Genomic DNA, 25,467 nt, shown 5'->3' on the forward strand with positions numbered 1-25,467 from the left:
CGACGGCATGTTCTACGGGGGACGGCGGCAGCGCAGGGCGTGGCTCGCGGGAGTGACGGCGGTGGCCGTGCTCGCGCTGGGCGTGGGGGTCGTGGCGCTGCGCCCGTGGGCCGGATCCGAGCCTGACCTCGGCGGGGTGGCGGGGTGGCGGCCCGGTTGCCCGGTGACCGGGGCGTGCGGTGGTGGTGAGGGTCCGCGTGGTGGCCCGCGCAAGGCCGGTCGTCGGGTCAGGTTCCGGGGCGGAACATCGTGGTCGCCAGGGTTCTGAACGCCTCCTCCGGGGCCTGGTCGCCGAGCGGGTCGTCCAGGTTGTGGCTGAGGAGCAGCGCGGCGAAGCCGTGGGCGAAGGACCAGGCGGCGACTCCGGCGAGGCGGCTGTCCAGGCCTCCCGTGTGCGCGGCCGAGACCGGGGTGCGCAGGGCGTCGGTGGCCAGGGCGCGGGCCGTGGTCAGTTCGAGGTCGTCGGCGCGCAGCAGTTCGGGCGCGAACATCACCTGGAAGTGGGCCGGGTGCTCGCGGGCGAAGCGTACGTAGCGCACGCCCGCCTCCTTGAGGTCCGGGGCCTCCGCCAGGGTCGCCGCGAGCAGCGCGAAGCCTTCGGCGGCGATCGCCGTGAGGAGGCCGGTGCGGTCCTTGAAGTGATGGGCCGGGGCCGCGTGCGAGACGCCGGCGCGGCGGGCGAGATCACGCAGGCTCAGTGCGCCCGGGCCGTCGGCCGCGATGACGTCGAGTGCGGTCGTGAGGATCGCGTGGCGGAGGTCGCCGTGGTGGTAGGGGCGGTTCGGTTGCTTGGGTTCTTGCTTGGCTTCTTGCTCGGGTTCCGCGGGTGCCATGGGAACAGCGTACGTGGAATCTAGCCATTGACAAGTTGGAGGGGATGGGGCAATCTTGTCGATGTCAAGTTGAGGTGGGTCCGAGGGCTCTCGGGAGGCATGTCATGTCTGAGTACGACGGCACGGCGGCGGGGGAGACCGGCGTGGGCGGCGGAGGCGTGGAGCTGACCCGGGTGCGGCAGCTCTGGCATCTGCTGGAGCCGCTGCACGCGGTGCTCTACTACGCGCCGGAGGCCTTCGAGGAGGCGAAGGCGCTCGGGTACGGCACGCGGGAGCGCTGGCCGAGCTACTTCCCTTACCGTGCCGCGCCGTTGGGGGCGGCCGATGCCGAGCGGGTGGCCTCCGCGTTCTACAGCTTCAGCCCCCGCATGGTCGCCGAGCACATCGACCCCGCGTGGGCGATCGCCGAGCCCGAGGCGGTGCTGGCGGCGAGGCTGCGCGGGGTCGACCGGGCCTACCGCGCGATACTGGGCGACCGTGTCGACGGCCCCGAGCTGGCGGAGGCCGCCGCCCTCGCCCGGCGCGCGGCCGAGGCGGCGAACACCGCGGGCCGTCCGCTCGCCGCGGCCAACGCCGGACTGGAGTGGCCCGAGGCCCCGCACCTCCAGCTCTGGCAGGCGGCGACGATCCTGCGCGAACACCGGGGTGACGGCCATGTGGCCGCGCTGCTCGTGGCCGGCCTCGACCCGGTCGAGTCACTGGTCTCCTTCGCCGCGATCGGTGCCGCGTCCGTGGAGCGCTTCGAGAGCCGGGGCTGGAGCGCGCGGGAATGGGCGGCGGCGCGTGAGCGTCTGACGGCCCGTGGACTGGTCGACGAGCACGGCGAGGCCACCGGCGCGGGCCGCGACCTGCGGCACAGTGTGGAGCACCGGACCGACCAACTCGCCGCCGCTCCCTGGCAGTTGCTCGGCCCAGCCGACACCGACCGCCTCGCGGACCTGCTCGGCGACTACTGGGTCGCGGTCCTGTCCTCCGGGCTGCTGCCGTCGGAGACGACACTCGGCATCGGAAAGGTGTGACCGTGACGGACAGGCAGGCGCCGGGGCGGCTCCCCCTCGATGAGCAACTGGACGAACTCCGCGCCGTGCTCGCACGGAACGACACCCTGACCGAGGTGCTGACCAGAACGGCGACCCTCGACCTGCCCGGCTGGTACCTGACGGCGGGCTGCCTGTTCCAGACCGTGTGGAACGTGGTCACGGGCAGGCCCCCGGAGCAGGGCATCAAGGACTACGACATCTTCTACTTCGACGCCACCGACCTCTCCTGGGAGGCCGAGGACGCCGTGATCCGCGCGGGCCGCGAGGTGTACGCGGGACTGCCCGCCGAGGTGGAGATCCGCAACGAGGCCCGGGTGCACCTCTGGTACGAGCAGAAGTTCGGAGTCCCCTGCCCGCCGCACGACTCCACCGAGTCCGCCATCGACCGCTTCGCCGCGACGACGTGCTGTCTGGGGGTGCGGTGGGAACCCGGCGGCGCCTGGCGTGTCTACGCGCCCCACGGGCTGTCCGACGTGTTCGACCTCGTCGTCCGCCCCAACCCGGTGCTCGCGCCGCGGGAGGTCTACGAGACCAAGACCGCGCGTTGGAAGGGGGAATGGCCGGAGCTCACGGTGCTGCCGTGGCCTGCCTGACCGCTGCGGGTTCAGGCCGCTTCGGGCGCACACCGACCGAGGCCGCCCGCGGGAGACGGGGCTCCGCGGACGGCCTCGGACGCGGTGTGGGGTGGGAACCCGGTGCCCGGTCGGGCCCTGCCCGACGGGTCCCTGTCCTCCGTGGGGTCTTCGGGCCTACGGCTGTTCGGGCCTGTCGCGATCCATGCCGAGCGACCCTTCGATCTTCTGCTGTGCGTCGTCGACCTGGCTCTCGTACTTGTTGCCCGTCTTCTCGTTGACCTTCCGTTCCGCCATGTCGGACATGTCCTTGGCCTTGTCCTGCATCTGGCGGTTGCTCTTGAACCTGTCGAAGATGCCCATCCAGAGCTCCTTCCGGAGGCGACTCACGAACGACGATACGGCCGTTATGTCTCTGATGCCCACTCGAACGGGTGGTGGTCTGGACCTCCTGAATGCCGCGGTGCGCCCGCTCGCTACGGTGTGCGCGGCGCCGTACAAGGGAAGGCGCTCCCTGCGGGGGCGGACCGGGTTTGCAAGGGGAGGGGCGCACGTGATGCGTCTGAGGGGCGGGGCTGCGGCCGCCGTCGTGCTGGTGTTCGCCGTGGCCGGGTGCAAGGCGGAGACGACCACAGGGTCCGGCGGACCGGAGGAGACCGGGGGTTCGGGCGCGGCCCTGACCGCCGCGGAGTCGCTCACCGTGAAGGGGCGGGCGCCCAAGACGGGTTACTCCCGCGACAGGTTCGGTACCGCCTGGGCGGACACCGACTCGAACGACTGCGACACCCGCGACGACATACTCAAACGCGACCTGGAGGACGTGAAGTTCACCGGCGGGGACTGCAAGGTGTCCTACGGCGTCCTGGAGTCCGACCCCTACTCGGGCAAGGACGTCACCTACCGGCGCGGCCGCAGCCAGGTCGACATCGACCACATGGTGGCGCTCTCCGACGCCTGGCAGAAGGGCGCCAAGTACTGGGACGCCGGCAAGCGCATAGCTCTCGCCAACGACCCCCTCAACCTGCTGGCCGTGGACGCGAGCACCAACCGTTCCAAGGGGGACGGCGACACGGCGACCTGGCTGCCGCCCAACAAGGCGTACCGCTGCACCTATGTGGCCGCCCAGGTCGCCGTGAAGAAGAAGTACGACCTGTGGGTCACGGCCGCCGAGAAGTCCGCGATGGAGAAAGTCCTCTCGGGCTGCCCCGGCCAGAAGCTGCCGACCGGCGGCAACCCGACGGCGGCACCGCCGAGGTTCCACGCGGACTGAGAGCGGACTGAGAGCGGACCGAGAGGGCCGGCGTGGGCCGTCGTGGGCGGGAAATGCGCTTTCCGGTCTGCGGGCCCGCGCCTACGTTGAGGGCATGGAGCTGAAGGTATCGAGTCTCGCCGAGCGTCCCGAGATGCGGGAGCGTGTCCTCGACATGGCCGACAGCTGGCCGGAGTTCGTGACCCAGGACCCCGTGGGCAACGCCCACTACGGCCGGATCTCCGCCGAACTCCCCGAGTACGTGCTGTTCGCCGAGGACGAGCGGGGCGAGGTCGTCGCGCACGCCCACAGCGTGCCGTTCGCCCTGCGCGCCGAGGACCGCGGTGAGCTGCCCGCCCGCGGCTGGGACGAGATCCTGGTGTGGGCCTTCGGCGACCTGCGCCGCGGTGTGCGGCCCGACACGGTCAGCGCGATCTCGGTCGTCGTCGATCCGCGCCTCCAGGGCCGCGGCCTGTCCGCCCGGATGCTCTCGGCGATGCGGGACAACGCCCGCGCCCACGGCTTCACCGAGGTCGTCGCCCCCGTCCGCCCCAGCGGCAAGCACCTGGAACCGCACACCCCGATGGAGGAGTACGCCTACCGCGTCCGCTCCGACGGCCTGCCGTACGACCCCTGGCTGCGCGTCCACGCCCGGGCCGGCGCCGCGGTCCACGCCGTGGCACCGGCCTCCATGACGGTCGCCGGCTCACTGGAGCAGTGGCGCGACTGGACCGGGCTGCCCTTCGACACCCGGGGCGACATCGAGGTGCCCGGGGCGCTGGTGCCGGTGCGGTGCGAGCCGGAGCGCGGGTACGCGGTGTACGTCGAGCCCAACGTGTGGATGCGGCACGCCCTTTGAGCGTGCCGCATCGGTGCCGTGGGCCCCTGCCGCCCGGTCAGCCGCCCAGCGCGTCGAGGTCGAGGATCTCCCCGGTGGGCTTCTGCGCCGGGACCGGCTCGTCGAAGTCGCTGAAGACGACCGAGCCCTGGTCCGCCCCGGCGGTGCTGTCGATCCGCAGCAGATACGGCTTGCCCTCGGTGGCGACGTACAGGGTGTAGCGCTCCTTGCCGTCCTTCTCGTGCAGCACGATCGCCGGGGCCCCGTCGACGGTGGCCGTCTTCCCGCGGCTCGCGTCGGAGTCGGTGTCCTCGGCGCCGGCGAGCACCGTGTCCAGGTCGCAGAAGTCCGCGAACTCCTTGGCGTCGTCGCCCGTCGCCTTCGTCTTGGTCCACTTGCCGGCCAGCATGGCCACGGCCGCCTCGGTGTCCGACTTCGACTCGCCCTCGCTCTGCTCGCGCAGGAACGCCTCGTCGAACTTCATGTAGACGGTGTCGCCGGTCTTGATCAGGTCGGCCTTGCCCTTGCCGCCCATACCGATCGTGCCGGCGCACTCGCCCTTCCTGTTCAGGGCCACGTCGAGGGTGATGGTGGCCTTGCTCTCGTCGTCGGGGATCTCGCCCTTCATCCGGAGCGCTGAGGCGCCGGTCGTCGCCTTCGTGGCGCGGTCGGCTATCTCCCCGCCGGTCAGTCCGGCGAACGGCTCCTTCTTCTGGGCCGGCTTGCTCGACCCGGCGGACGTGCCGGCCGCGCTGGTGTTGTCCGCGTTGTCCTGACCGGGCTGGCAGCCGGTGAGTCCCACGGTGGCCGCGGCGGCGATGCAGAGAGCGGCAAGTGCGGTGCGACGCATGGTGATTCCTTGATGGGGAGGCGGTGAGGCGTGGCGCGGGGCGCCACGGCGGGTGCGCCGAGGTGGCGCGCGATGCGCCGAGAGGGGCGCGATATACCGAGGGGGCGTGCGGTGTGGTGCCCCGGGCGGCTGTGGGCGGGGCGGGCCGGAGGGTGCGGGCCCGGCGGGATCAGCCGGTCTTCTTCCAGTCCTTGCAGCCGGTCGTCTTGAAGTAGGCGTCCGAGGCGCCGATCTTGACGACGGCGGTGCCGTTGACGTTGTCGTTCGCGACGATCGAGTCGATTCCGTGCTCGGCGTCCTTGGCGCGCTCCCAGTAGCAGGAGTCGTCGGCGTTTCCGGCGGACCGGTAGGTGCCCGGGGCGATGTCGGCGCCGACTCTGAACATGCCGCCGTCGCCGGACATCCTGGCCGCGGGGGAGCCCTTGGACTTCGTGTCGACGGCCTCCCAGTCGTTGCAGTCGCTCGACTTGAAGAGCTTGTCGGTGGCCTTGACGGTGACGTAACTGGTGCCGGTGACATTGTCGTTGGCCAGCAGCGAGTCCATCTCGCCCGAGGCGTCCTTGGCCCGCTCCCAGTAGCACATGCCGTCGCTGTTGCCGGTGGTGCGATAGGTCCCGGGCTTGACGTCCGAACCGACCTGGAAGTCGCCGTCCCCCGAGAACGCGGCCTTCTTCTCCGCGACCTCGGTCTTCGCCGAGCCCTTCTCGCCCCCGGACTCGCGTTCCGCGGACGCCGAGGAGCCGCTGCCACCGGAGCCCTTGGAGCCACCGCTGCCGCCGTCGTTCCCGTCACTCCCGCCGCTCCCGGCGTTCGCCGAGACGGCGCCGATGACGACGAGTCCCACGACGGCGCCCAGCGCCACCCTGCCCTTCATGCCCATGGCTGTGTCCCCTCCCGAAGCGGTGACCGCCGCCCTTTCGGCGGTCGCTCGTTCGCTGGGTCAATAAGAGCAGAGGCTGTGAACCGAGTCAACACGATTCACGAAGCCTCTCGTGTACACGGCCGTGAATGGGTAGATCTTGCGTACGTCGGTATGCTCGGCGTCACAGGCGACGCGCAGGGCCTGTGCGGCACGACGAGGGGAGCGGGCGGGTGCAGGACAACGCGACTGAGGTGACCGCCGCCGGTATCGCACGGCTGGCCGGTGTCGGCCGCGCGGCCGTCAGCAACTGGCGCCGTCGGCACGCCGACTTCCCGAGGCCCGTCGGCGGCACCGAGACCAGCCCCTCGTTCGCACTCGCCGAGGTCGAGTCCTGGCTGCGCAAGCAGGGGAAACTTGCCGAGGTACCCCTCCGGGAGCGCGTCTGGCAGCAGCTCTCCGGCCACCCCGACGGCCCGGTCACCGCCCTCACCCACGCGGGCTGCGTCCTGCTGCTCATCCACGACCGCCCGACGATCTGGCTGGACATGAGCGCCGGCTCCGACGAGCGCCTCGCGGGCATGCTGCCGGGGGAGCTGGGGGTGGTGCTGACGCAACGCTTCGGGGAGGCGGCGGGCGTGAACACCGCGGCGGGCGTGAGTATCGCGGCGGCCGTGAACTCCTCGACCGTCGTGAACGCGCCGGTGGCTGTGAACACCGCAACAGCCGCCGAAGCCCCGGCCGACGTGAACTCACCCGCGACCGTGAACTCACCTGCGGCTGTGAACACCTCCCACCCTGTTCACACGCCGTCCGACCCTGTTCACACGCCGTCCGACCCGGCTCACCCCTCCCCCGTGAACACGCACCCCCCCGTGAACACCCACCCCGCCGTTCACACCCCCACCGCCGTCGAACTCCTCCCCTCCACCCCCCTCCTGCGCGGAGTCGTAGAGCTGGCAGCAGAGCTGGGTGCCCGGCAGACCTTCGAGTTCCTGCTCGGCCGGCACCTGGACGCCAACCCGCGCCAGTACACGCTCACCCCCGCCGACCTGGCCGGACTGATGGCCGACCTCGTGGGCCCGGTCCGCACCGTCCTCGACCCGGCCTGCGGCACCGGCGCCCTGCTGAGGGCCGCCGCCACCCGCCCCGAACAGCAGCTCCACGCCCAGGACAGCGCCCCCGAACTCGCCGCGCTCACCACGCTCCGGCTCGCCCTGCACACCTGGTCCACCGTGCACGGCGCCGCCGGCGACACCCTGCGCGCCGACGCCTTCCCGCAGCTGCACGCCGACGCCGTCCTGTGCCACCCGCCGTTCAACGAACGCAACTGGGGCCACGACGAACTCGCCTACGACCCGCGCTGGGAGTACGGCTTCCCGGCCCGCACCGAGTCCGAGCTCGCCTGGGTCCAGCACGCGCTCGCCCGCCTCAAGGACGGCGGCAGCGCGGTCCTGCTCATGCCGCCGGCGGCTGCCTCGCGCCGCTCGGGCCGCCGTATCCGCGCCGACCTGCTGCGCCGCGGTGCCCTGCGCGCCGTGATCGCCCTGCCGGTCGGGGCGGCACCGCCGTACAACATCCCGCTGCACCTGTGGGTGTTGCGCCGCCCCCACAAGCCGCCCGCGCAGCCGGAGGTGCTGCTCGCCGACGTGGGCAGGTTCGCCGGGGAGGGGCGCGGCGGGCCGGACTGGCGGGCGGTGCGCGAGGCCGTTCTGGACGCCTGGCAGGCGTTCGCCGGGCCGGGCAGGTTCGCCGAACGTCCTGGTCTGGCCCGCGCGCTGCCCGTCATCGAACTCCTCGACGACGACGTGGACCTCGCCCCAGCCCGCCATCTGCCGCCCCCGACGGCGGCCGACGGCGCCGAACAGCTCACGGCCGTGCGTGAGCGCCTGAACGAGACCCTGCGCCTGACCGCCGACCTCACCCCGCCCCGCGCGGACGCGGCGCAACCCGCGCGGTGGCCGCTCACCACGATCGGCGAACTCGCGCGCGGGGGCGCCCTGCTGCTGCGCACGGGCGGCAACGGCGGCCACGCGCGCGTGCCCGTCCTCACCGACCACGACGTCCTCTCCGGGGCCGACCCCTCCGGGACGCTCCCCGAGAGCGACGAGGAGGCCGTGCTGACCGAGCCGGGCGACGTCGTCGTACCCGTGCTCGGCGGCGGTTCGGTGGCCCGCGTGATCGATACGGCGACCGGGGGCGCCGCCTTGGGGCGCAATCTCGTGCTCCTGCGCCCCGATCCCGCCGCGCTCGACCCCTGGTTCCTCGCCGGGTTCCTGCGCGGCACCGCCAACAACCGCCAGGCGAGCAGTTACGCCTCCACCGCGACACGCCTGGACGTGCGCCGGCTTCAGCTGCCCCGGCTCCCGCTCGACGAACAGCGGCGCTACGGCGAACGCTTCCGCGCGCTCGACGAGTTCGAGCGGGCGCTCAGGCGCGCGGGCCGGCTCGGGGAGCAGCTCGTGCGCGGGATGTACGACGGGCTCACCGGCGGGACGGTCGCGCCCGACTGAGGCGGAAGCCGCAACTCCGCGCGACCTGCGCGGCCGTGGGAAGTGATCAGCTCCACAACGGTTCGGTACAACCCGGGAACGCATGTCCGTGTCGGCCTATACGCTCGAACTCCGTCCCCATCGGCTTCACCCGGTCCAGGAGCAGTCATGTACGGCCACGGCGCGGTGCCGCCCGCCCGCAGCGCAGGCACCGTCATCACCCTGCGCGTGCTGATCGCCGCTGCCGGTTTCCTCTCGTGCGGCCTGCTGGCGGGCGTCCCGCTGTTCCGGGTCGCCTTCCTGCGCGGCCGCTCGGTCGACTGGGTGCTGGCCTGGGCGAGTCTTCCGTTGTCCATCGCGTGCTTCGCGGTGGTCGGCGGGCTGCCGGAGGAGGACCCGAGGACCGACGTCGCCATGGGGATCGTGCTGCTCCTCGGGCTGTTCAGCAGCGTGTACTTCCTGGTGATGGACATCCGGGTGCACCAGCGGATGCGGTTCGCCGGCTTCCCGCCGCCCCAGGGCCCGACCGTCCACACCGGGTACGGCTATCCGCAGCAGCCCGCGCCGCCGCCGTACACGACACTCGTGCCCCAGCCCCAGCCCCAGCCCCAGCCTCAACCGCAGCCCCAGCCGCCCGTCCAGCAGGGCCCCGGCGCCGGTGTCGTGCCGCCCCCGCCGCCCCAGCGCCCCGCCCCGGCCCGTATCGACCAGGTGCGCGCCGAACTCGACGAGCTCAGCGACTATCTGCGCAAGCACGACGGCAACACCGAAGGCGGCAGGTGACCGTGGCGACAGGACGGGTCGTCTCCGGCCGCTACGAGCTGTCCACGCTCATCGGACAGGGCGGCATGGGACAGGTGTGGACGGCGTACGACCAGCGCCTGGACCGACGGGTGGCGGTGAAGCTGCTGCGGCCCGACAAGGTGGCCGGACAGGAGGCGGACGAGCTGCGCCGCCGGTTCGTGCGCGAGTGCCGGGTGACCGCGCAGGTCGACCACCCGGGGCTCGTCACCGTGCACGACGCGGGCAGCGAGGGCGAGGAGCTGTTCCTCGTCATGCAGTACGTCGACGGCGCGGACCTCTCCGACCATCTCGCCGAGCACGACCCGTACCCCTGGCAGTGGGCCGTGGCGGTCGCCGCGCAACTGTGCGCCGTCCTGAGCGCCGTGCACGCCGTGCCGATCGTCCACCGCGACCTCAAGCCGCGCAACGTGATGGTGAAGCAGGACGGCACGGTCACCGTCCTCGACCTGGGCGTCGCCTCCGTCATGGATGCCGACACCACCCGCCTCACCCACACCGGCACCCCCATCGGCTCGCCCGCCTACATGGCGCCCGAGCAGGCGATGGGCGGCGCGGTCGGCCCGTACACCGACCTGTACGCGCTCGGTGTGCTGCTGCACGAACTCCTCAGCGGGGACGTCCCGTTCGCGGGCTCCACGGCGCTCGGCGTGCTGCACCGCCATCTGTACGAGCCCCCGCTGCCGGTGCGCCGCACCCGCCCCGAGGTCCCCGAGGCGCTGGAGGCGCTGGTCCTGCGGCTGCTCGCGAAGGACCCGCAGCACCGCCCGGCCTCCGCGCAGGACGTGTACGAGGAGCTGGCGCTGCTCCTGCCCGCGCGCGGGACGCCCACCGGGGCGCCCCTCAACCCGACGCGCCCCTTCCTGCGCCCGCACGCCCCCTGGCCGGACCGTGCGCGGACGCCCGCACCGCAGCCCGCCCCGGTCTCGCCCGTCCCCGAGAAGGCCGAGAAACCGGACGTCGCGCGCGCGGTGGACGAGGTCAAGCGGCTGCTGGGGGAGGGCCGTATCACCCAGGCCGTCGACATCCTCGGCGCGATCCTGCCCGCGGCGGCCGAACAGCACGGCGTGCACTCCCCGGTCGTCCGCACCCTGCGCAAGCAGTACGCCGCCACCCTCATGGACGACGGCCAGTACCGGCGCGCGCTGCCCGAGCTGCGCCGCCTCGCCGACGAACGCGCCGCCGAGGCCGGCCAGGCCGACCCGCAGTCCCTGCGCTTCCGCTACGACGCCGCCCAGTGTCTGGAACAGCTCGGCGAACCGGCGGCGGCGCTGGCCGAATACCGCGCCCTGCTGCCGTACTACGAGAACCAGTACGTGGCCGGCGGCCCCGAACTCGCCCACGACGTCCGCCGCCGGATCGGCCACCTCCTGCTCGCCCTCGGCGACCGCCCGGCCGCCCACGACACGCTCGCGCGGCTGCTGCACGACGTGGAGCGGCTCCAGGGCCCCGCCCACCCGCTCGCCGCGGACATCCGCCGGACGCTCCAGTGGCTGGGGCAGGTGCGCGGCTGACGAGCCCGGACTTTGCCGGGCCCAGAGGGAATCTTGTGACCTTTGGGGGGTCGCGTTTCCGAAAGGCTGATCGGGGCCGGATAGCTTTGCGATTCGTTTCAGCCAAGCACAGCACAACCAGGGGTGGGGTCGGCATGTCCAGCCATCGTCAGTCGAAGAAGCGCAGATACGTCACCTGGGGCGTCGCCGGTGCCGCCGTGGTCGCCGGCGCGGGCCTCGCCGCGCAGTCCTCGATGGCCGCGACCGCCTGGCCCGCGCAGAAGACGTACACGGGACGCGCCTTCGACACCTGCGCCGCGCCCTCCCTGTCCGCGATGAAGGCCTGGCACGGCGGCCTCTACGGCGCCGCCGCCGTCTACATCGGCGGCAGGAACCGGGGCTGCGCCCAGCCCAACCTCACCGCCTCCTGGGTCAAGTCGGTCGGCACGGTCGGCTGGAAGCTCATCCCGCTCTACGTAGGCGCCCAGCCGTCCTGCCAGACCGGCTCCAGCCCGGAGAAGCTCACCGCCTCCACCGCCGCCTCCCTGGGCGCGAAGGACGGCGCGGACGCGGTCGCCAAGGCAGCCGCGCTCGGCATGAAGGCCGGCAGCCCGATCTACCTGGACATGGAGTCGTACGACATCACGAACAAGGCGTGCAACGACGCCGTGCTCACCTATGTGCGCGCCTTCGGCAAGACCCTGCGCGCCAAGACGTACCGCGCGGGCTTCTACGGCTTCACCAGCTCCAGCGCCAAGGCGATCGCCAACGCGACCGACAAGACCGATCTGCCGGGCAACCTCTGGTACGCCCTGTGGGACAAGCAGAACACCACCACCGCGGACTGGCCGTTCGGCGCCAAGCAGTACACCGACCACAGCCGCGGCCACCAGTACCTGGTGAACAGCAAGGAGTCGCGCGGCGGCTACACGATCACCGTGGACCGGGACGCGTGGGACGGGCCGGTGGCGATCACCGGCTGACGCGCACACACGTGCGTGGCCGCCGTCGCGCGGTGCGGGCGGCGCGGCGGTGCCCGAAGTCCCGGTGAATCGTTGGTCGAATGGGTTGGCCAGAGCCGGTCCCCTGCCTACCATCGATCACCGCAAGACTTTGTGCACCGCCGCACAATCTCCTCGGGAGGCTTCCTTGCACCGCCGTCGTCGCACCGCGCTAGTCCTCTCCGCCGCACTCGCCGCCGCGGTTCCCCTCCTCTCCGCCTGCGGCAGCGACGCGCATCCCGGCGCGGCGGCCGTCGTCGGCGGCCAGCGGATCACCGTCGCCCAGCTGGAGAACCGGGTGACCGAGGTGCGGGACGCGCAGCGGGCGGCCGTCACCGACGAGGCGCAGTACGCGCAGACCATCGCCAAGACCGGCACCCTCACCCGGGACGTCCTGCACGGCATGGTCCTCGACCAGGTGCTGCACCGGGCGGCCGAGGACGCGGGCGTGTCCGTGACCCGCAAGCAGGTCCAGGAGCTGCGCTCCGGCCTGGAGGAGCAGGCCGGCGGGGCCAAGGGCCTGGAGACGGCCTGGCTCCAGCAGTACGGCATCGCACCCGAGCGCCTCGACGACAACCTCCGCCTCCAGCTGGAGGCCCAGAAGCTCGCCGCGAAGCTCGGCACCGACACCAGCGACCCCGCGTTCTGGAGCGCCCTCAGCAAGGCGTCCAAGGAACTCGACGTCGACCTCAACCCGCGCTACGGCACCTGGGACGTCCAGAAGAGCACCCGCGTCGACGCCAAGACGCCGTGGGTGCGCGAGGTCACGGCGGCGGGTGGCGGGCAGCCGGCCTAGACCGGCCGGGTTTGCGGGGCCCTCGTTCGGGATGGCGTAACGGCACAGCACCACCGAAGGCAGAAGATCATACGATCGCACCGCAACCCCTGCCCTGTGGACAACCCGATCTCCCCGTCGACGCCGTGCGTTAGCTTCGAACTGTGAACGCAACCGGCTTCGAGCCCGCCCCCGACCAGGCGTCCGACGAGGCGTCCGACACGGCCGCCGCCCCCGGCCGCATCGTCCTGCTCACCACCAGCCACCGGGTCGCCCCGGGCCTGCTGTCCTGGCCCGCCTGGCAGGCGCTGCACGCGGCCGACCATGTCCTGTGCGCGGACGGCGCCCACCCGCAGCTGCCGTATCTGCGCGAGGCCGGGATACAGGTGGACGAGGACGCCCCGACCGCCGAGGAACTGCTCGGCGCGTGTGCGGGCGGGCGCACCGTGGTCGTGGTGGCGACGGGCGAGGGCGAGCCGGCCCTCACGGACGGTCTGGCCCGCCTCGCCGGATCCGGGCGCGTGCAGATGCCCGAGCTGGAACTGCTCCCCGCCTCTTACGACCTGCCGGGCGCCCGGCTCCTCGACCTCGTCCAGGTCATGGACCGCATCCGCGCCGAGTGCCCCTGGTCCTCCCAGCAGACCCACAAGGGCTTGGCGAAGTACGGCATCGAGGAGGCGTACGAACTCGTCGAGGCCATCGAGGAGGGCGACCGCGACGAACTCCGCGAGGAACTCGGCGACGTCCTGCTCCAGGTCGTCTTCCACGCCCGTATCGCGCAGGACGACCCGGAGACCCCGTTCTCCATCGACGACGTCGCCGGCGGCATCGTCAGCAAGCTCATCCACCGTCACCCGCACGTCTTCGGTGACGAGACGGCGACGACCCCGGAGGAGGTCAAGGCGCACTGGCTGCGCACCAAGGCCATGGAGAAGCAGCGCGACTCGGTGACCGAGGGCGTCCCCCTCGGTCAGCCGGGCCTGGCCCTCGCCGCCAAGCTCTCCTCCCGCGCGCGGACCGCCGGTCTGGAGGTGCCGCTGCCCCAAGGGGACGGCATCGGCTACGAGTTGCTGGCACTGGCCGCGCGCGCGGAGACGGAGGGAGTGGACCCGGAGGCGGCACTGCGAGCGGCGGCTCGGACGTACCGGGACGCGATCCGGCGGGTGGAGAGCGGGAGTTGAGGTCCGGTTTCCCGATGCTCCGACAGCGTGAGGCGGGGCGGTTAGCGTTGATTCACTGACGGTCGAGCGGCATGGGGGAGTACGTGCAACCGGAGTGGGAGGAGCTGGCGGCCGAGGGCAGCGCGGTGCTTCTGGCCGGGTTGGGGTCGGAGAACTGGAAACAGGTCCGGGACGCCTTCGCGGCGTGGTTGGCGGTATCGGGGCAGCCCTTCTACGCGAGTGACCTCGCCGACATCGAGGAGCGTCAGACTGAACCCGCCCGGCGGCGGGGCCTGGTCGAGCGGCGATGGCGGCGCCGGCTCGCCGAGGCGCTGGTGGAGGCACCGGCCGGCTCCGCGGTCGAGGCGGAACTCCGTGCCCTGGTCGGACAGTTCACCCTCCCTGCCCCACGGCGACGGCCCGCACCGGCCGAGGACCACATCGACTTCCGGCAGGGCACCTTCCACGGGCCGGTGATCGGGGTGCAGCACAACTACGTCCACCAGCGACCCGGCGGCGCGCTGTCCGACCCCGACAGCTGGCCGCATGTCCGGGACGCCGACCCGGTCACGCTGGGGGTGCGGGCGGGCCGGCGTACGGGTACGGAGGGGGAGTCCGCGCTTCCTCCTTATGTACGGCGTGACGCCGACCGCACCGGGGACGGAATCCTCGGCGACGATGCCCTGATCGTGATCACCGGCGGGCGCCTGTCGGGGAAGACGCGGACCGCGTGGGAGTACCTGTGCCGCCCCCTGGTCCTGCCGGAGGACACCCGCGTCCATGCCCCGGCACCCGGCACCGATCTCCGGAGCCTCCCCGCTCTGCTGCACGGCCGCGAGGGGTCGTACGTGCTCTGGCTCGACGAACTGGAGGGACACCTCGGCGAACACGGCCTGGACGCGGCGCTGCTGTCCCAACTCGCCGCCCTGCGGGTCCAGGTGCTCGCGACGATGCGGGACGACCTCTACGACGAGCACCGCTTCGGCGGCGGACCGGCGTCCCGTGTACTCAGCCGGGCGGCGACCGTCGAACTGGACTCCCGCTGGAGCCCGGCGGAACTCGGACGCCTGAAGCAGGCCGCGGCGGCCGACGCCCGCCTGGCCGACGCCGTGAGGTGGCGGGGCGAGCACAGCCTCCCCGAATACCTCGCCGTCGGACCCGAACTCCGGGACCTGTGGCGTCGGGCGGCCCGACCCGGCGGCCCGCATCCCCGCGGCCACCTCCTGGTGCGGGCCGCGATCGACCTGGCGCTGTGCGGGGTCGGCGGGGACATTCCGGGGGCGTTGCTGGAGAAGGTGTGCGGTGCGTACGGCGCCGAGGCGTCGGCGGAGGCCGAGCGGGAGCCGGTGGCGGAGGCGTTCGCCTGGGCGGCGGAGCGGCGGCACGGGGTGACGGGGCTGCTGGTGGGAGGGGAGCAGGGGCCGTGGGGGAGGTACGGGGCGCTTGTGGGAGGGGCCGAGGACAAGTGGGCGTGGCGGGCGTACGGGTCGCTGGTCGCGGACGCTGTGCGGGACTCCCGGCTGCCGGACGTGCCGGTCGCGGTGTGGCGCTGTGCGTTGGAGGGGACGGGGGATGACGCCTACGTGCACCGCAGGGTCCGCACGGTCCTGCGGGCGGTGTTCGACCCGAGGGCGGAGACCGGTGACCTCGACGCCATGCACATGATGGGCCTGCTGAGCGAGGACGCGCAGGACGAGGCGACGGCACTGGACTGGTTCCGCCGAGCCGCTGACGCGGGGAAGACGGAGCTTTCGGGACGGGTCGGTGAGTTGCTGTTCCGCCGGGGGGAGACAGGACAGGCACTCCCCTATCTGCGCACGGCCGCCGAGCACGATCCGACCGGTCATGAGGTCCGGCTGCTCGGCGAGGCCCATCTGATGCTGGCCGAGCGCTGGCTGGGGCAGGCGGCCGACCGCGGTGACGCGGACGCGGCGCACCAGCTGGGCGATGTGCATCTCGGGCGCGGTGACATCGACAGGGCGGCCTACTACTACCTGAAGGCCGAGCAGCGGGGGCACGCCCCGGTCGCGAGGAGCGCGGGACTTCTCGCGCTTCTGCGGTGCGAGGAGGAGACGGCCGAGGTGTATCTGCGGCGCGCGGCGGACGCGGGTGACGTCGCGGCCGCCGACCTGCTGGCGCTCACTCGTTCCATGTCGGGGACGTCGCAGAGTCTGGAGGGCGCCAGGACGGGCTTCCAGGAGTCGATCGAGCTGCTTCCCCTGAGCTCCGCCCACCTCGGCGCCGTACTCGAGAAGCAAGGGCTCCTCGACGAAGCCCGCACCCAGTACGAGAAGGCCTACCACCTGGGCGACCCCTACGGTGCCTACCGCCTGGCCGTCCTGCTCCACAGACAAGGCGCCCCCGAAGAAGCCGCCGCCTGGTCGCGGAAGGCCACCGACCTCGGTCACCCCGCCGCCCCGCCGGATACCGTCAGGGAGTGACCGACCAGCCCACCTCCGCCCCCACTCCCGCCTCCACCCCTGCGGCCCCCACCCCGCCGGCCCCCGAACTCTTCACCTGGGAGTTCGCCACCGACCCCTACCCCGCCTACGCCTGGCTCCGCGACCATGCCCCCGTGCACCGCACCACCCTGCCGAGCGGCGTGGAGGCCTGGCTGGTCACCCGGTACGCCGATGCCAAGCAGGCGCTCGCCGACCACCGGCTCTCCAAGAACCCGGCGCATCATGACGAGCCCGCGCACGCCAAGGGGAAGACCGGGATCCCGGGGGAGCGCAAGGCGGAGTTGATGACGCATCTGCTGAACATCGATCCGCCGGACCACACGAGGTTGCGACGGCTCGTCAGCAAGGCGTTCACGCCGAGGAGGGTCGCCGAGTTCGCGCCCCGGGTGCAGGAGTTGACGGACCGTCTCATCGACCGGTTCGCGGCGACCGGCTCCGCCGACCTCATCCACGACTTCGCCTTCCCGCTCCCCATCTACGCGATCTGCGACCTGCTCGGCGTCCCCGAGGAGGACCAGGACGACTTCCGGGACTGGGCGGGCATGATGATCCGGCACGGCGGCGGGCCGAGAGGCGGGGTCGCGCGGTCGGTGAAGAGGATGCGGGGGTATCTCGCCGAGCTGATCCACCGCAAGCGGGCGGCGCTGCCCGCCGAGCCGGCCCCCGGCGAGGACCTGATCTCCGGGCTCATCCGCGCCTCCGACCACGGCGAGCACCTCACCGAGAACGAGGCCGCGGCGATGGCCTTCATCCTGCTGTTCGCCGGGTTCGAGACCACCGTCAACCTCATCGGCAACGGCGTCTACGCCCTGCTCACCCACCCCGAACAGCGTGAGAGGCTCCAGCGGTCCCTCGCCGACGGCCGCACCGGCCTGCTGGAGACCGGCGTGGAGGAACTCCTGCGCTACGACGGCCCCGTGGAGCTGGCCACCTGGCGGTTCGCCACCGAGCCCCTGCGCATCGGCGGACAGGACATCGCGGCCGGCGACCCCGTGCTCGTCGTACTCGCCGCGGCGGACCGGGATCCGGAGCGGTTCGCCGATCCGGACATTCTGGATCTGTCCCGCCGTGACAATCAGCACCTCGGTTACGGCCACGGCATCCACTACTGCCTCGGCGCCCCGCTCGCCCGGCTGGAGGGCCAGACCGCGCTCGCCACGCTGCTCACCCGGCTCCCGGATCTCCGACTCGCGGTGGATTCAACGGAATTGCGCTGGCGCGGCGGACTCATCATGCGCGGATTGCGCACTTTGCCCGTGGAGTTCGAGCCCGTCCGGTAATCGGGGGAGAGATCCGGCGTGCACCGGCGCGAAGCCGCTTAAACATGACGCGCCCTCAAGTCTGTGATCTTCACGTGATCTACGCGGCATTAACTTGTGACAAGTGATCGAATCCCTATACGTTCACGGACCAGCGCGGTGCCCCGCATCACCCGCCGCGCGGGTCCGTGCAGTCTCGGGAAAGGTCCCCCATGCTCTCCGGGAACGGTCGTCACCGTCGCCCCCGTCAAGCCCCGGCGCTCCTCGTGGCGGCCGGTGTGACGGGATCCGCCATCGCGATCCCCCTGCTCGCGGCGACGGGTGCCAGCGCCGCCACCGGCTCCACCTGGGACCGCGTCGCGGAATGCGAGTCCGGCGGCTCCTGGAGCGAGAACGGCGCCAACGGCTTCTACGGCGGCCTCCAGATGTCCCAGGAGAACTGGGAGCGCTACGGCGGCCTCGAGTACGCCGAGACCGCCGACCAGGCCAGCCGCAACCAGCAGATAGCCGTCGCCGAGAAGCTGCTCGCGGACCAGGGCATCGCCGCCTGGCCGACCTGCGGTCTGCTCGCCGGTCTCAGCAAGGACTCCTCCTCGGCCGATGTCGACACCGGCGTGGGGAGCGAGACGCCCTCGGCATCCGGTTCGTCCGGTTCGTCCAACTCCTCGGGTTCCGACGGCTCGTCCGGCCTGCTCGACTCGCTCGACGGCTCGTCCCCGACGCCGTCGCCGTCGGCCACTCCGTCCAGCGGAGGCGACAACTCGGCCGAGTCGGGCAAATCGAACTCCGAGGATGCCGAGGGCTCCGGTGACTCCAAGAGCGGCGAGGGTTCCGCGGACTCCAAGGACACCGCCAAGCCGGACGCACAGCCCTCGGACAGCTCGCCCATAGTGAGCCCAGAAGAGGATGAAGCGGACAAGTCGTGGCAGGAGGGCGGCTCTTCGGCCCTCGTCGACGTCGGCTCCCTCGGCTCCGGCAAGCACCGCGGCGGCAGCGCCGAGGAGAATGTGACGAAGAGCGCGGACGCCTCCGCCGGCCGTCACGCGGCCCGCACGTACACGGTCCAGGAAGGCGACTCCCTCGCCTCCATCGCCGACTCCCTTGGCCTCGACGGCGGATGGCGCGCCCTCTACGCCGAGAACAAGGACCGCATCGGCGTCGACCCGAGCAACATCGTCGCCGGTCAGACCCTGGACACCGGCGCTGAATAGGGTCGAAAAGCCCAGAAAAACAGGGGTAGTTCACGTCACGCTTCGCGCCGAATGTCCGGTTTGGTGAAAGTGTGGGATGAGTCTCAGAAGCCCTGATCGTCTTTGAAATTCCGCCGAGCGCGTGTCTACGGTCATCACCGCTCGGCAACCCGAGCCCCGTCTGTCGCAACGCCGAATCCTGCCAGCGGCCGTACGGGAACAGTCGTCGCGTCAAGCGCCGTAGGCAGGAGCGGGGGACCCAAGGTAAGCGCCGGGCCCAGCAGTTCATGCTGGACCGGCTTGGGGTGAAGCCGCGCAACGGGCCGCAAGGCACCGAGCGTGGCCGGGCAACTCAACCGGCCCGAACCCGACAGCTCACCTCGCAGGCGTCGGTGAGGGGATCCACCATGCTGTTTTCCGGCAAGGGCAAGCACCGTCGTCCGTCCAAGGCCACCCGCGCCGCCGCGCTCGCCGGCGTCACCGGTGTCGCCATCGCCGCCCCGCTGATGGCGGCCGGCAGCGCCTCCGCCGCCACCGCCTCCGAGTGGGACGCCGTCGCCCAGTGCGAGTCCGGCGGCAACTGGTCCATCAACACCGGCAACGGCTACTACGGCGGCCTGCAGTTCTCGGCCTCCACCTGGGCCGCGTACGGCGGCACCGCCTACGCCTCCACCGCCGACCAGGCCAGCAAGTCGCAGCAGATCGCCGTGGCCGAGAAGGTCCTCGCCTCCCAGGGCAAGGGTGCCTGGCCGACCTGTGGCGTGGGTCTGTCCGGCGCCTCGTACAGCGGTGGCGGCTCGTCCTCCTCGAACTCCGGCTCCTCGAACACGAGCTCCGGCACCAGCAGCCGTTCGACCGACGAGCAGAGCGCGTCCCGCTCCTCCGAGCGCCCGGCCGCCAAGAAGACCGTCACCACCCCGACCGGCAAGAAGGTCAAGAAGGGCGACGGCGAGTACAAGGTCGTCAAGGGTGACACCCTCAGCGCGATCGCCGAGAAGCACAAGGTCAAGGGCGGCTGGCAGAAGCTGTTCAAGCTGAACAAGGACATCATCGACGATGCCGACTTCATCTTCCCGGGCCAGCAGCTGCACCTGAAGTGATACTCAGCTGAACCACAGCGCCCTCACATCCGTGGACCTCATACTGAAGGCCTCGTGAGGGTCCCCCCGTCCCCACGGGCTCCCCGCTCCGGTGCGTGTTCCCCCGTACGCACCGGGGCGGGGCTTTTTGTGCGCGCTTGCCGGGCCGTCTTTGTTCAGTTCAGAAACAATTTACTCTCGGTTTCGTCCACAGGTCGGTCCGCACAGTGGCCGATACCCCGGAGCCGGTTAGGCTCTAGTCGCCAGGCTCACCATCCAAGAAGGAGATGCTCGTGCCGTCGATCGACGTCGTCGTAGCCAGGGAAATCCTCGACTCGCGAGGCAACCCCACCGTCGAGGTCGAGGTCGGCCTCGACGACGGCAGCACGGGTCGTGCCGCCGTCCCGTCCGGCGCCTCCACGGGCGCCTTCGAAGCCATCGAGCTGCGTGACGGTGACCCCAACCGCTACCAGGGCAAGGGTGTCGAGAAGGCCGTCCTCGCGGTCATCGAGCAGATCGGCCCGGAGCTCGTCGGCTACGACGCCACCGAGCAGCGCCTGATCGACCAGGCGATGTTCGACCTGGACGCCACCGACAACAAGGGCTCGCTCGGCGCCAACGCCATCCTCGGCGTCTCCCTCGCCGTCGCCCACGCCGCCTCCGAGGCCAGCGACCTCCCGCTCTTCCGCTACCTGGGCGGCCCGAACGCGCACCTGCTGCCCGTTCCGATGATGAACATCCTTAACGGCGGCTCGCACGCCGACTCCAACGTGGACATCCAGGAGTTCATGATCGCCCCGATCGGCGCGGAGTCCTTCTCCGAGGCGCTGCGCTGGGGCACCGAGGTCTACCACACGCTGAAGAAGGTCCTGAAGTCGAAGGGCCTGTCCACCGGCCTCGGCGACGAGGGCGGCTTCGCGCCCAACCTGGAGTCCAACCGCGCCGCCCTGGACCTCATCCTCGAAGCGATCAAGGAAGCCGGTTACATCCCCGGCGAGCAGGTCGCCCTCGCGCTCGACGTCGCCGCCTCCGAGTTCTACAAGGACGGCAAGTACCTCTTCGAGGGCAAGGAGCGCTCCGCCGCCGAGATGACGGAGTACTACGAGGAGCTGGTCGCGGCCTACCCGCTCGTCTCCATCGAGGACCCGCTGTTCGAGGACGACTGGGCCGGCTGGAAGGTCCTCACCGACCGCCTCGGCGACAAGGTGCAGATCGTCGGCGACGACCTCTTCGTCACCAACCCGGAGCGCCTGGCCCGCGGCATCGACGACGGCGCCGCCAACGCCCTGCTCGTCAAGGTGAACCAGATCGGCTCGCTCACCGAGACCCTGGACGCCGTCGAGCTGGCCCAGCGCAGCGGCTTCAAGTGCATGATGTCCCACCGCTCCGGCGAGACCGAGGACGTCACCATCGCCGACCTCGCCGTCGCCACCAACTGCGGCCAGATCAAGACCGGCGCCCCGGCCCGCTCCGAGCGCGTCGCCAAGTACAACCAGCTCCTGCGCATCGAGGAGATCCTCGACGACGCGGCGGTGTACGCGGGCCGCAGCGCCTTCCCGCGCTTCAAGGGCTGAGCGGCTTCAAGGGCTGACCCGTACAGGGCCAAGCCTTAGCCAGTCGTACGTACGTCCCCGCACCGGTCCCGTACCGTGTGCGGGGACGTACGCACGTAGAAGGGGAGGCGGAAGAGCCGATGGCCGTGAAGGACCGGGACCGTTTCTCCACCGCGACCAGGATCAGGCTGCTCGGCGAGCAGACCGCGGCGCGTGTCTACCGCTCCCAGACCAAACGGCAGGCCCGCCGCTCCCGGCTGACCGGCCGGGCCGCGCTGCTCGCCCTCGTGCTGTGCACGCTGGTGGTGGCGCTGGCGTACCCGATAAGGCAGTACGTCTCCCAGCGCGCCGAGGTCGCCGACCTCCAGCGGGAGAAGGCACGGACCGCCGAGCGGGTCGAGAAGCTGCGCGACCTCAAGGCGCGCTGGCAGGACGACACGTACGCGGAGCAGCAGATCCGGCAGCGGCTGCACTACGTGATGCCGGGGGAGACGGGCTTCGTCGTCGTCGACCCGGACGCGGCCAAGCAGTCCCGCGCCGACCTCGGAGCCGCCGACCGCCCCTGGTACTCGAACGTCTGGGACGGCGTGGACAAGTCCGACGCCTCCGACCAGTGACCTGAAGCAGAGAGATACTTCCCGAAGCATGGATACGCCCCCGCCCTCCACCCCGCGCACCGAGCCGACCGACGCGGACGTCGAGGCCTTCAAGCAGCAGCTCGGGCGGCCGCCGCGCGGACTGCGCGCGATCGCGCACCGCTGCCCCTGCGGACAGCCGGACGTGGTGGAGACGGCACCCCGCCTCCCCGACGGCACGCCCTTCCCGACGACGTACTACCTGACGTGCCCGCGCGCCGCCTCGGCGATCGGCACCCTGGAGGCGAACGGCGTCATGAAGGAGATGACGGAGCGCCTCCAGACCGACCCGGAGCTGGCGAAGGCGTACCGGGCCGCGCACGAGGACTACATCGCCCGCCGTGACGCCATCGAGGTCCTGGAGGGCTTCCCGAGCGCGGGCGGCATGCCGGACCGGGTCAAGTGCCTGCACGTCCTGGTCGGCCACTCGCTGGCCGCGGGCCCCGGCGTCAACCCGCTGGGCGACGAGGCCATCGCGATGCTGCCGGAGTGGTGGCGCAAGGGAGCCTGCGTGACCCTCGCCGAGACCGAGGAGAACGCCCAGTGACCCGGGTCGCCGCGATCGACTGCGGTACGAACTCCATCCGCCTCCTCGTCGCGGACTGCGACCCGGCGACCGGCGAACTGGTCGACCTGGACCGCCGTATGACCATCGTGCGGCTCGGCCAGGGCGTCGACCGGACCGGACGGCTCGCCCCCGAGGCGCTGGAGCGGACCTTCGCCGCGTGCCGTGAGTACGCGGCGGTCGTCAAGGAGCACGGGGCGGAGCGGCTGCGGTTCGTCGCCACCTCGGCCTCCCGGGACGCCGAGAACCGGGACGACTTCGTACGGGGCGTCCTCGACATCCTCGGGGTCGAGCCCGAGGTGATCTCCGGGGACCAGGAGGCGGAGTTCTCCTTCACCGGGGCGACCAGGGAGCTGGCGGGCAGCGACCACCTGGCCAAGCCCTACCTGGTCGTGGACATCGGCGGCGGCTCCACGGAGTTCGTCGTGGGCGAGGACGGGGTGCGTGCCGCGCGCTCCGTGGACGTGGGCTGCGTGCGGATGACCGAGCGCCATCTGGTGACGGACGGGGCCGTGAGCGACCCGCCCACCGCCGCGCAGATCTCCGCCATGAAGGCCGACATCGAGGCCGCCCTCGACCTCGCCGAACGGACCGTCCCGCTGCGCGAGGCGCGCACGCTGGTCGGCCTCGCCGGGTCGGTCACCACCGTCTCGGCCATCGCCCAGGAGCTGCCCGAGTACGACTCGGAGGCCATCCACCACTCGCGCGTCCCCCTCACCCGGGTCCGCGAGATCACCGACTGGCTCCTGAACTCCACCCACGCCGAACGCGCGGCCGTCCCCTCCATGCACCCGGGCCGCGTGGACGTCATCGCCGCGGGCGCCCTCGTCCTGCTCTCGATCATGGAGCGGATCGGCGCGGAGGAGGTCGTGGTGAGCGAGCACGACATCCTCGACGGCATCGCGTGGTCGGTCGCCTGACGCTCCGCGCGGGCCTCTGCTGAGCAGGCAGAACAACGTATGAGCGCACCTGAGGGGCCCTTCGGGGCCCCTCTTCGACGTGCCGCCGGGAAAGTTCGTGAAGTTCTTCACAAGGAATTGGGTCCTGTCGGACGACGAATGTGACCCGGTTGCCCCTTCCGGGGGCCCAACACCCGTGTGAACACGTTCAAAACGGTGGGATGCGGACCCCGCGCGAGGGGTGCGGGAGGGGTTCGCGAGGGCCCCTCACGGAAGCCCTTCCGGCACGGAGAGGCAGCTCACGCGGCATTGACAACGGTGAGCCGCATACCCTGGTTCCCGTTCGGCACCATGACCTGGATCACGCGAGTCGCGGAGGATAGCACACACCCTCCACAAGCTTGTGAAGGGGCGCACGAGCGACCCCCCTGGGGCAGGTGGATACTCGATGGCATGAGCACCACGGAGCGTCCCAGGATCCTCGTAGTAGGCGGTGGGTACGTAGGCCTGTACGCAGCTCGGCGCATCCTCAAGAAGATGCGCTACGGCGAGGCGACCGTCACGGTCGTCGACCCCCGGTCGTACATGACCTACCAGCCCTTCCTCCCCGAAACCGCCGCCGGCAACATCTCCCCGCGCCATGTCGTCGTCCCGCTGCGACGCGTGCTGCCCAAGGCGGAGGTTCTCACCGGCCGGGTCACCACCATCGACCAGGACCGCAAGGTCGCCACGATCGCCCCGCTGGTCGGCGAGGCGTACGAGCTGCCCTTCGACTACCTGGTGATCGCGCTCGGCGCGGTCTCCCGCACCTTCCCGATCCCCGGCCTCGCCGAGCAGGGCATCGGCATGAAGGGCGTCGAGGAGGCCATCGGCCTGCGCAACCACGTCCTCGAGCAGCTCGACAAGGCCGACTCCACGAAGGACGAGGAGATCCGCCGCAAGGCGCTCACCTTCGTCTTCGTCGGCGGTGGCTTCGCGGGCGCCGAGACCATCGGCGAGGTCGAGGACATGGCCCGCGACGCGGCCAAGTACTACACCAACGTCTCCCGCGAGGACATGCGGTTCATCCTCGTCGACGCGGCCGACAAGATCCTGCCCGAGGTCGGCCCCAAGCTCGGCCAGTACGGCAAGGAGCACTTGGAGAGCCGCGGCGTGGAGATCTACCTCTCCACCTCGATGGACTCCTGCGTCGACGGCCACGTGGTGCTCAAGAACGGCCTGGAGGTCGACTCCAACACGGTCGTGTGGACCGCCGGCGTCAAGCCCAACCCGGTCCTCTCGCGCTACGGCCTCCCGCTGGGCCCGCGCGGTCACGTGGACACCCAGACCACGCTCCAGGTCCAGGGCACCGACTACATCTGGGCCGCGGGCGACAACGCCCAGGTCCCGGACCTCGTCGGCCGCAAGGCGGGCAACGAGAACGCCTGGTGCCCGCCGAACGCCCAGCACGCGCTGCGCCAGGCCAAGGTCCTCGGCGACAACGTGATCTCCGGTATGCGGGGCTTCCCGCAGAAGGAGTACAGCCACGGCAACAAGGGCGCCGTCGCGGGTCTCGGCCTGCACAAGGGCGTCGCGATGATCGTCATGGGCAAGATGAAGATCAAGCTCAAGGGCCGGCTCGCCTGGTACATGCACCGCGGCTACCACGGTCTGGCCATGCCGACCTGGAACCGCAAGGTCCGCGTCTTCGCCGACTGGACCCTCGGCATGTTCCTCAAGCGCGAGGTCGTCTCCCTCGGCGCGATGGAGCACCCGCGCGAGGAGTTCTACGAGGCCGCCAAGCCCGTGCCCGCCGCGCCCAAGCCGGAGAAGACCGAGGCCAAGGCCTCCTGACCGGCTCCGGTCGCCGATCCACCCCGAAG

General features: G+C 71.4%; 23 protein-coding genes and 1 riboswitch. Of the genes, 19 read left to right on the forward strand and 4 right to left on the reverse strand.

The genetic code is table 11. The annotated features are described in order from the left end of the window. Positions 1-227: 227 nt before the first annotated feature. Entirely contained in the window at positions 228-833 is a 606-nt protein-coding gene (locus G3I78_RS29815; protein WP_164430102.1) for a TetR/AcrR family transcriptional regulator, read from the reverse strand. Between the two features lie 104 nt (positions 834-937). Between G3I78_RS29815 and G3I78_RS29820 the strand changes: the two genes are divergently transcribed. Both G3I78_RS29820 and G3I78_RS29825 read left to right on the forward strand, forming a co-directional pair. Beyond that, the gene (locus G3I78_RS29820; protein WP_164430104.1) at positions 938-1,852 is read left to right on the forward strand and encodes a hypothetical protein; all 915 of its coding nucleotides are present in this window, start codon (positions 938-940) and stop codon (positions 1,850-1,852) included. Positions 1,853-1,854: 2 nt separating this feature from the next. Then, positions 1,855-2,466: a nucleotidyltransferase family protein gene (locus tag G3I78_RS29825; protein WP_343243879.1), complete on the forward strand. Its 612-nt coding sequence runs from the start codon at positions 1,855-1,857 to the stop codon at positions 2,464-2,466. Between the two features lie 156 nt (positions 2,467-2,622). Here G3I78_RS29825 and G3I78_RS29830 read toward each other — a convergent pair whose 3' ends face one another. Further along, positions 2,623-2,808 carry an antitoxin gene (locus G3I78_RS29830; RefSeq protein WP_164430106.1) on the reverse strand — a complete coding sequence of 62 codons (186 nt, stop codon included), beginning with the start codon at positions 2,806-2,808 and terminating at the stop codon, positions 2,623-2,625. 193 nt (positions 2,809-3,001) lie between these two features. Here G3I78_RS29830 and G3I78_RS29835 point away from each other — a divergent pair, with 193 nt between their 5' ends. Both G3I78_RS29835 and G3I78_RS29840 read left to right on the forward strand, forming a co-directional pair. Beyond that, positions 3,002-3,715: an HNH endonuclease family protein gene (locus G3I78_RS29835; protein WP_203615736.1), complete on the forward strand. Its 714-nt coding sequence runs from the start codon at positions 3,002-3,004 to the stop codon at positions 3,713-3,715. Positions 3,716-3,809: 94 nt separating this feature from the next. Beyond that, a complete protein-coding gene (locus tag G3I78_RS29840; RefSeq protein WP_164430110.1) occupies positions 3,810-4,553 on the forward strand; it encodes a GNAT family N-acetyltransferase in 744 nt (247 codons plus the stop codon). 37 nt (positions 4,554-4,590) lie between these two features. Here the strand turns inward: G3I78_RS29840 and G3I78_RS29845 are convergent, their stop codons facing one another. Continuing rightward, positions 4,591-5,382 (reverse strand): hypothetical protein, encoded by a 792-nt coding sequence (locus G3I78_RS29845; protein ID WP_164430112.1) that lies wholly within the window; start codon positions 5,380-5,382, stop codon positions 4,591-4,593. Positions 5,383-5,551: 169 nt separating this feature from the next. After that, positions 5,552-6,262, reverse strand: coding sequence for a hypothetical protein (locus tag G3I78_RS29850; protein WP_164430114.1), 711 nt, complete (start codon positions 6,260-6,262; stop codon positions 5,552-5,554). 212 nt (positions 6,263-6,474) lie between these two features. Here G3I78_RS29850 and G3I78_RS29855 point away from each other — a divergent pair, with 212 nt between their 5' ends. The 15 genes from G3I78_RS29855 to G3I78_RS29925 all read left to right on the forward strand — a co-directional run bounded on the left by G3I78_RS29855 (position 6,475) and on the right by G3I78_RS29925 (position 25,438). After that, positions 6,475-8,754, forward strand: a complete 2,280-nt coding sequence (locus G3I78_RS29855) for an N-6 DNA methylase (protein WP_164430123.1) — start codon at positions 6,475-6,477, stop codon at positions 8,752-8,754. Between the two features lie 147 nt (positions 8,755-8,901). After that, the gene (locus G3I78_RS29860; RefSeq protein WP_164430125.1) at positions 8,902-9,516 is read left to right on the forward strand and encodes a hypothetical protein; all 615 of its coding nucleotides are present in this window, start codon (positions 8,902-8,904) and stop codon (positions 9,514-9,516) included. 38 nt (positions 9,517-9,554) lie between these two features. Then, positions 9,555-11,048 carry a serine/threonine-protein kinase gene (locus tag G3I78_RS29865; RefSeq protein WP_203615737.1) on the forward strand — a complete coding sequence of 498 codons (1,494 nt, stop codon included), beginning with the start codon at positions 9,555-9,557 and terminating at the stop codon, positions 11,046-11,048. Positions 11,049-11,182: 134 nt separating this feature from the next. Next, entirely contained in the window at positions 11,183-12,010 is an 828-nt protein-coding gene (locus G3I78_RS29870; protein ID WP_164430135.1) for a glycoside hydrolase domain-containing protein, read from the forward strand. Between the two features lie 166 nt (positions 12,011-12,176). Then, positions 12,177-12,824: a SurA N-terminal domain-containing protein gene (locus G3I78_RS29875; RefSeq protein ID WP_164430137.1), complete on the forward strand. Its 648-nt coding sequence runs from the start codon at positions 12,177-12,179 to the stop codon at positions 12,822-12,824. 143 nt (positions 12,825-12,967) lie between these two features. Next, positions 12,968-13,984, forward strand: a complete 1,017-nt coding sequence (locus G3I78_RS29880) for a nucleoside triphosphate pyrophosphohydrolase (protein WP_164430139.1) — start codon at positions 12,968-12,970, stop codon at positions 13,982-13,984. Positions 13,985-14,055: 71 nt separating this feature from the next. Beyond that, positions 14,056-16,404, forward strand: coding sequence for a tetratricopeptide repeat protein (locus G3I78_RS29885; protein WP_164430141.1), 2,349 nt, complete (start codon positions 14,056-14,058; stop codon positions 16,402-16,404). Further along, positions 16,401-17,705, forward strand: a complete 1,305-nt coding sequence (locus G3I78_RS29890; protein ID WP_164430143.1) for a cytochrome P450 — start codon at positions 16,401-16,403, stop codon at positions 17,703-17,705. The genes G3I78_RS29885 and G3I78_RS29890 overlap by 4 nt, the downstream gene beginning before the upstream one ends. 191 nt (positions 17,706-17,896) lie before the next feature. Beyond that, the gene (locus tag G3I78_RS29895) at positions 17,897-18,895 is read left to right on the forward strand and encodes a transglycosylase family protein (RefSeq protein ID WP_164430145.1); all 999 of its coding nucleotides are present in this window, start codon (positions 17,897-17,899) and stop codon (positions 18,893-18,895) included. A gap of 205 nt (positions 18,896-19,100) precedes the next feature. Further along, positions 19,101-19,278, forward strand: a riboswitch (cyclic di-AMP (ydaO/yuaA leader). A 3-nt stretch (positions 19,279-19,281) separates the two neighbouring features. Further along, positions 19,282-19,974, forward strand: a complete 693-nt coding sequence (locus tag G3I78_RS29900) for a transglycosylase family protein (RefSeq protein ID WP_164430147.1) — start codon at positions 19,282-19,284, stop codon at positions 19,972-19,974. Positions 19,975-20,240: 266 nt separating this feature from the next. After that, complete coding sequence (gene eno, locus G3I78_RS29905) at positions 20,241-21,527, forward strand: phosphopyruvate hydratase (RefSeq protein ID WP_164430149.1); 1,287 nt, start codon at positions 20,241-20,243, stop codon at positions 21,525-21,527. Between the two features lie 119 nt (positions 21,528-21,646). After that, positions 21,647-22,123 (forward strand): septum formation initiator family protein, encoded by a 477-nt coding sequence (locus G3I78_RS29910; protein ID WP_164430151.1) that lies wholly within the window; start codon positions 21,647-21,649, stop codon positions 22,121-22,123. A gap of 28 nt (positions 22,124-22,151) precedes the next feature. Beyond that, complete coding sequence (locus G3I78_RS29915) at positions 22,152-22,688, forward strand: DUF501 domain-containing protein (protein ID WP_164430153.1); 537 nt, start codon at positions 22,152-22,154, stop codon at positions 22,686-22,688. Further along, entirely contained in the window at positions 22,685-23,626 is a 942-nt protein-coding gene (locus tag G3I78_RS29920; protein ID WP_164430155.1) for a Ppx/GppA phosphatase family protein, read from the forward strand. The genes G3I78_RS29915 and G3I78_RS29920 overlap by 4 nt, the downstream gene beginning before the upstream one ends. A gap of 432 nt (positions 23,627-24,058) precedes the next feature. Next, positions 24,059-25,438: an NAD(P)/FAD-dependent oxidoreductase gene (locus G3I78_RS29925; RefSeq protein ID WP_164430157.1), complete on the forward strand. Its 1,380-nt coding sequence runs from the start codon at positions 24,059-24,061 to the stop codon at positions 25,436-25,438. Positions 25,439-25,467: the final 29 nt, after the last annotated feature.

This window comes from Streptomyces sp. SID13726 (genome assembly GCF_010548375.1).
Taxonomy (GTDB): domain Bacteria; phylum Actinomycetota; class Actinomycetes; order Streptomycetales; family Streptomycetaceae; genus Streptomyces.

Coding starts and splice junctions, on each gene's coding strand:
- G3I78_RS29885 (WP_164430141.1), top strand. CDS start 14,056: ATGGGGGAGTACGTGCAACCGGAGTGGGAGGAGCTGGCGGCCGAGGGC.
- G3I78_RS29900 (WP_164430147.1), top strand. CDS start 19,282: ATGCTGTTTTCCGGCAAGGGCAAGCACCGTCGTCCGTCCAAGGCCACC.
- G3I78_RS29830 (WP_164430106.1), bottom strand. CDS start 2,808: ATGGGCATCTTCGACAGGTTCAAGAGCAACCGCCAGATGCAGGACAAG.
- G3I78_RS29895 (WP_164430145.1), top strand. CDS start 17,897: ATGCTCTCCGGGAACGGTCGTCACCGTCGCCCCCGTCAAGCCCCGGCG.
- G3I78_RS29835 (WP_203615736.1), top strand. CDS start 3,002: ATGCGTCTGAGGGGCGGGGCTGCGGCCGCCGTCGTGCTGGTGTTCGCC.
- G3I78_RS29820 (WP_164430104.1), top strand. CDS start 938: ATGTCTGAGTACGACGGCACGGCGGCGGGGGAGACCGGCGTGGGCGGC.
- G3I78_RS29845 (WP_164430112.1), bottom strand. CDS start 5,382: ATGCGTCGCACCGCACTTGCCGCTCTCTGCATCGCCGCCGCGGCCACC.
- G3I78_RS29910 (WP_164430151.1), top strand. CDS start 21,647: ATGGCCGTGAAGGACCGGGACCGTTTCTCCACCGCGACCAGGATCAGG.
- G3I78_RS29860 (WP_164430125.1), top strand. CDS start 8,902: ATGTACGGCCACGGCGCGGTGCCGCCCGCCCGCAGCGCAGGCACCGTC.
- G3I78_RS29870 (WP_164430135.1), top strand. CDS start 11,183: ATGTCCAGCCATCGTCAGTCGAAGAAGCGCAGATACGTCACCTGGGGC.
- G3I78_RS29815 (WP_164430102.1), bottom strand. CDS start 833: ATGGCACCCGCGGAACCCGAGCAAGAAGCCAAGCAAGAACCCAAGCAA.
- G3I78_RS29925 (WP_164430157.1), top strand. CDS start 24,059: ATGAGCACCACGGAGCGTCCCAGGATCCTCGTAGTAGGCGGTGGGTAC.
- G3I78_RS29915 (WP_164430153.1), top strand. CDS start 22,152: ATGGATACGCCCCCGCCCTCCACCCCGCGCACCGAGCCGACCGACGCG.
- G3I78_RS29840 (WP_164430110.1), top strand. CDS start 3,810: ATGGAGCTGAAGGTATCGAGTCTCGCCGAGCGTCCCGAGATGCGGGAG.
- eno (WP_164430149.1), top strand. CDS start 20,241: ATGCTCGTGCCGTCGATCGACGTCGTCGTAGCCAGGGAAATCCTCGAC.
- G3I78_RS29850 (WP_164430114.1), bottom strand. CDS start 6,262: ATGGGCATGAAGGGCAGGGTGGCGCTGGGCGCCGTCGTGGGACTCGTC.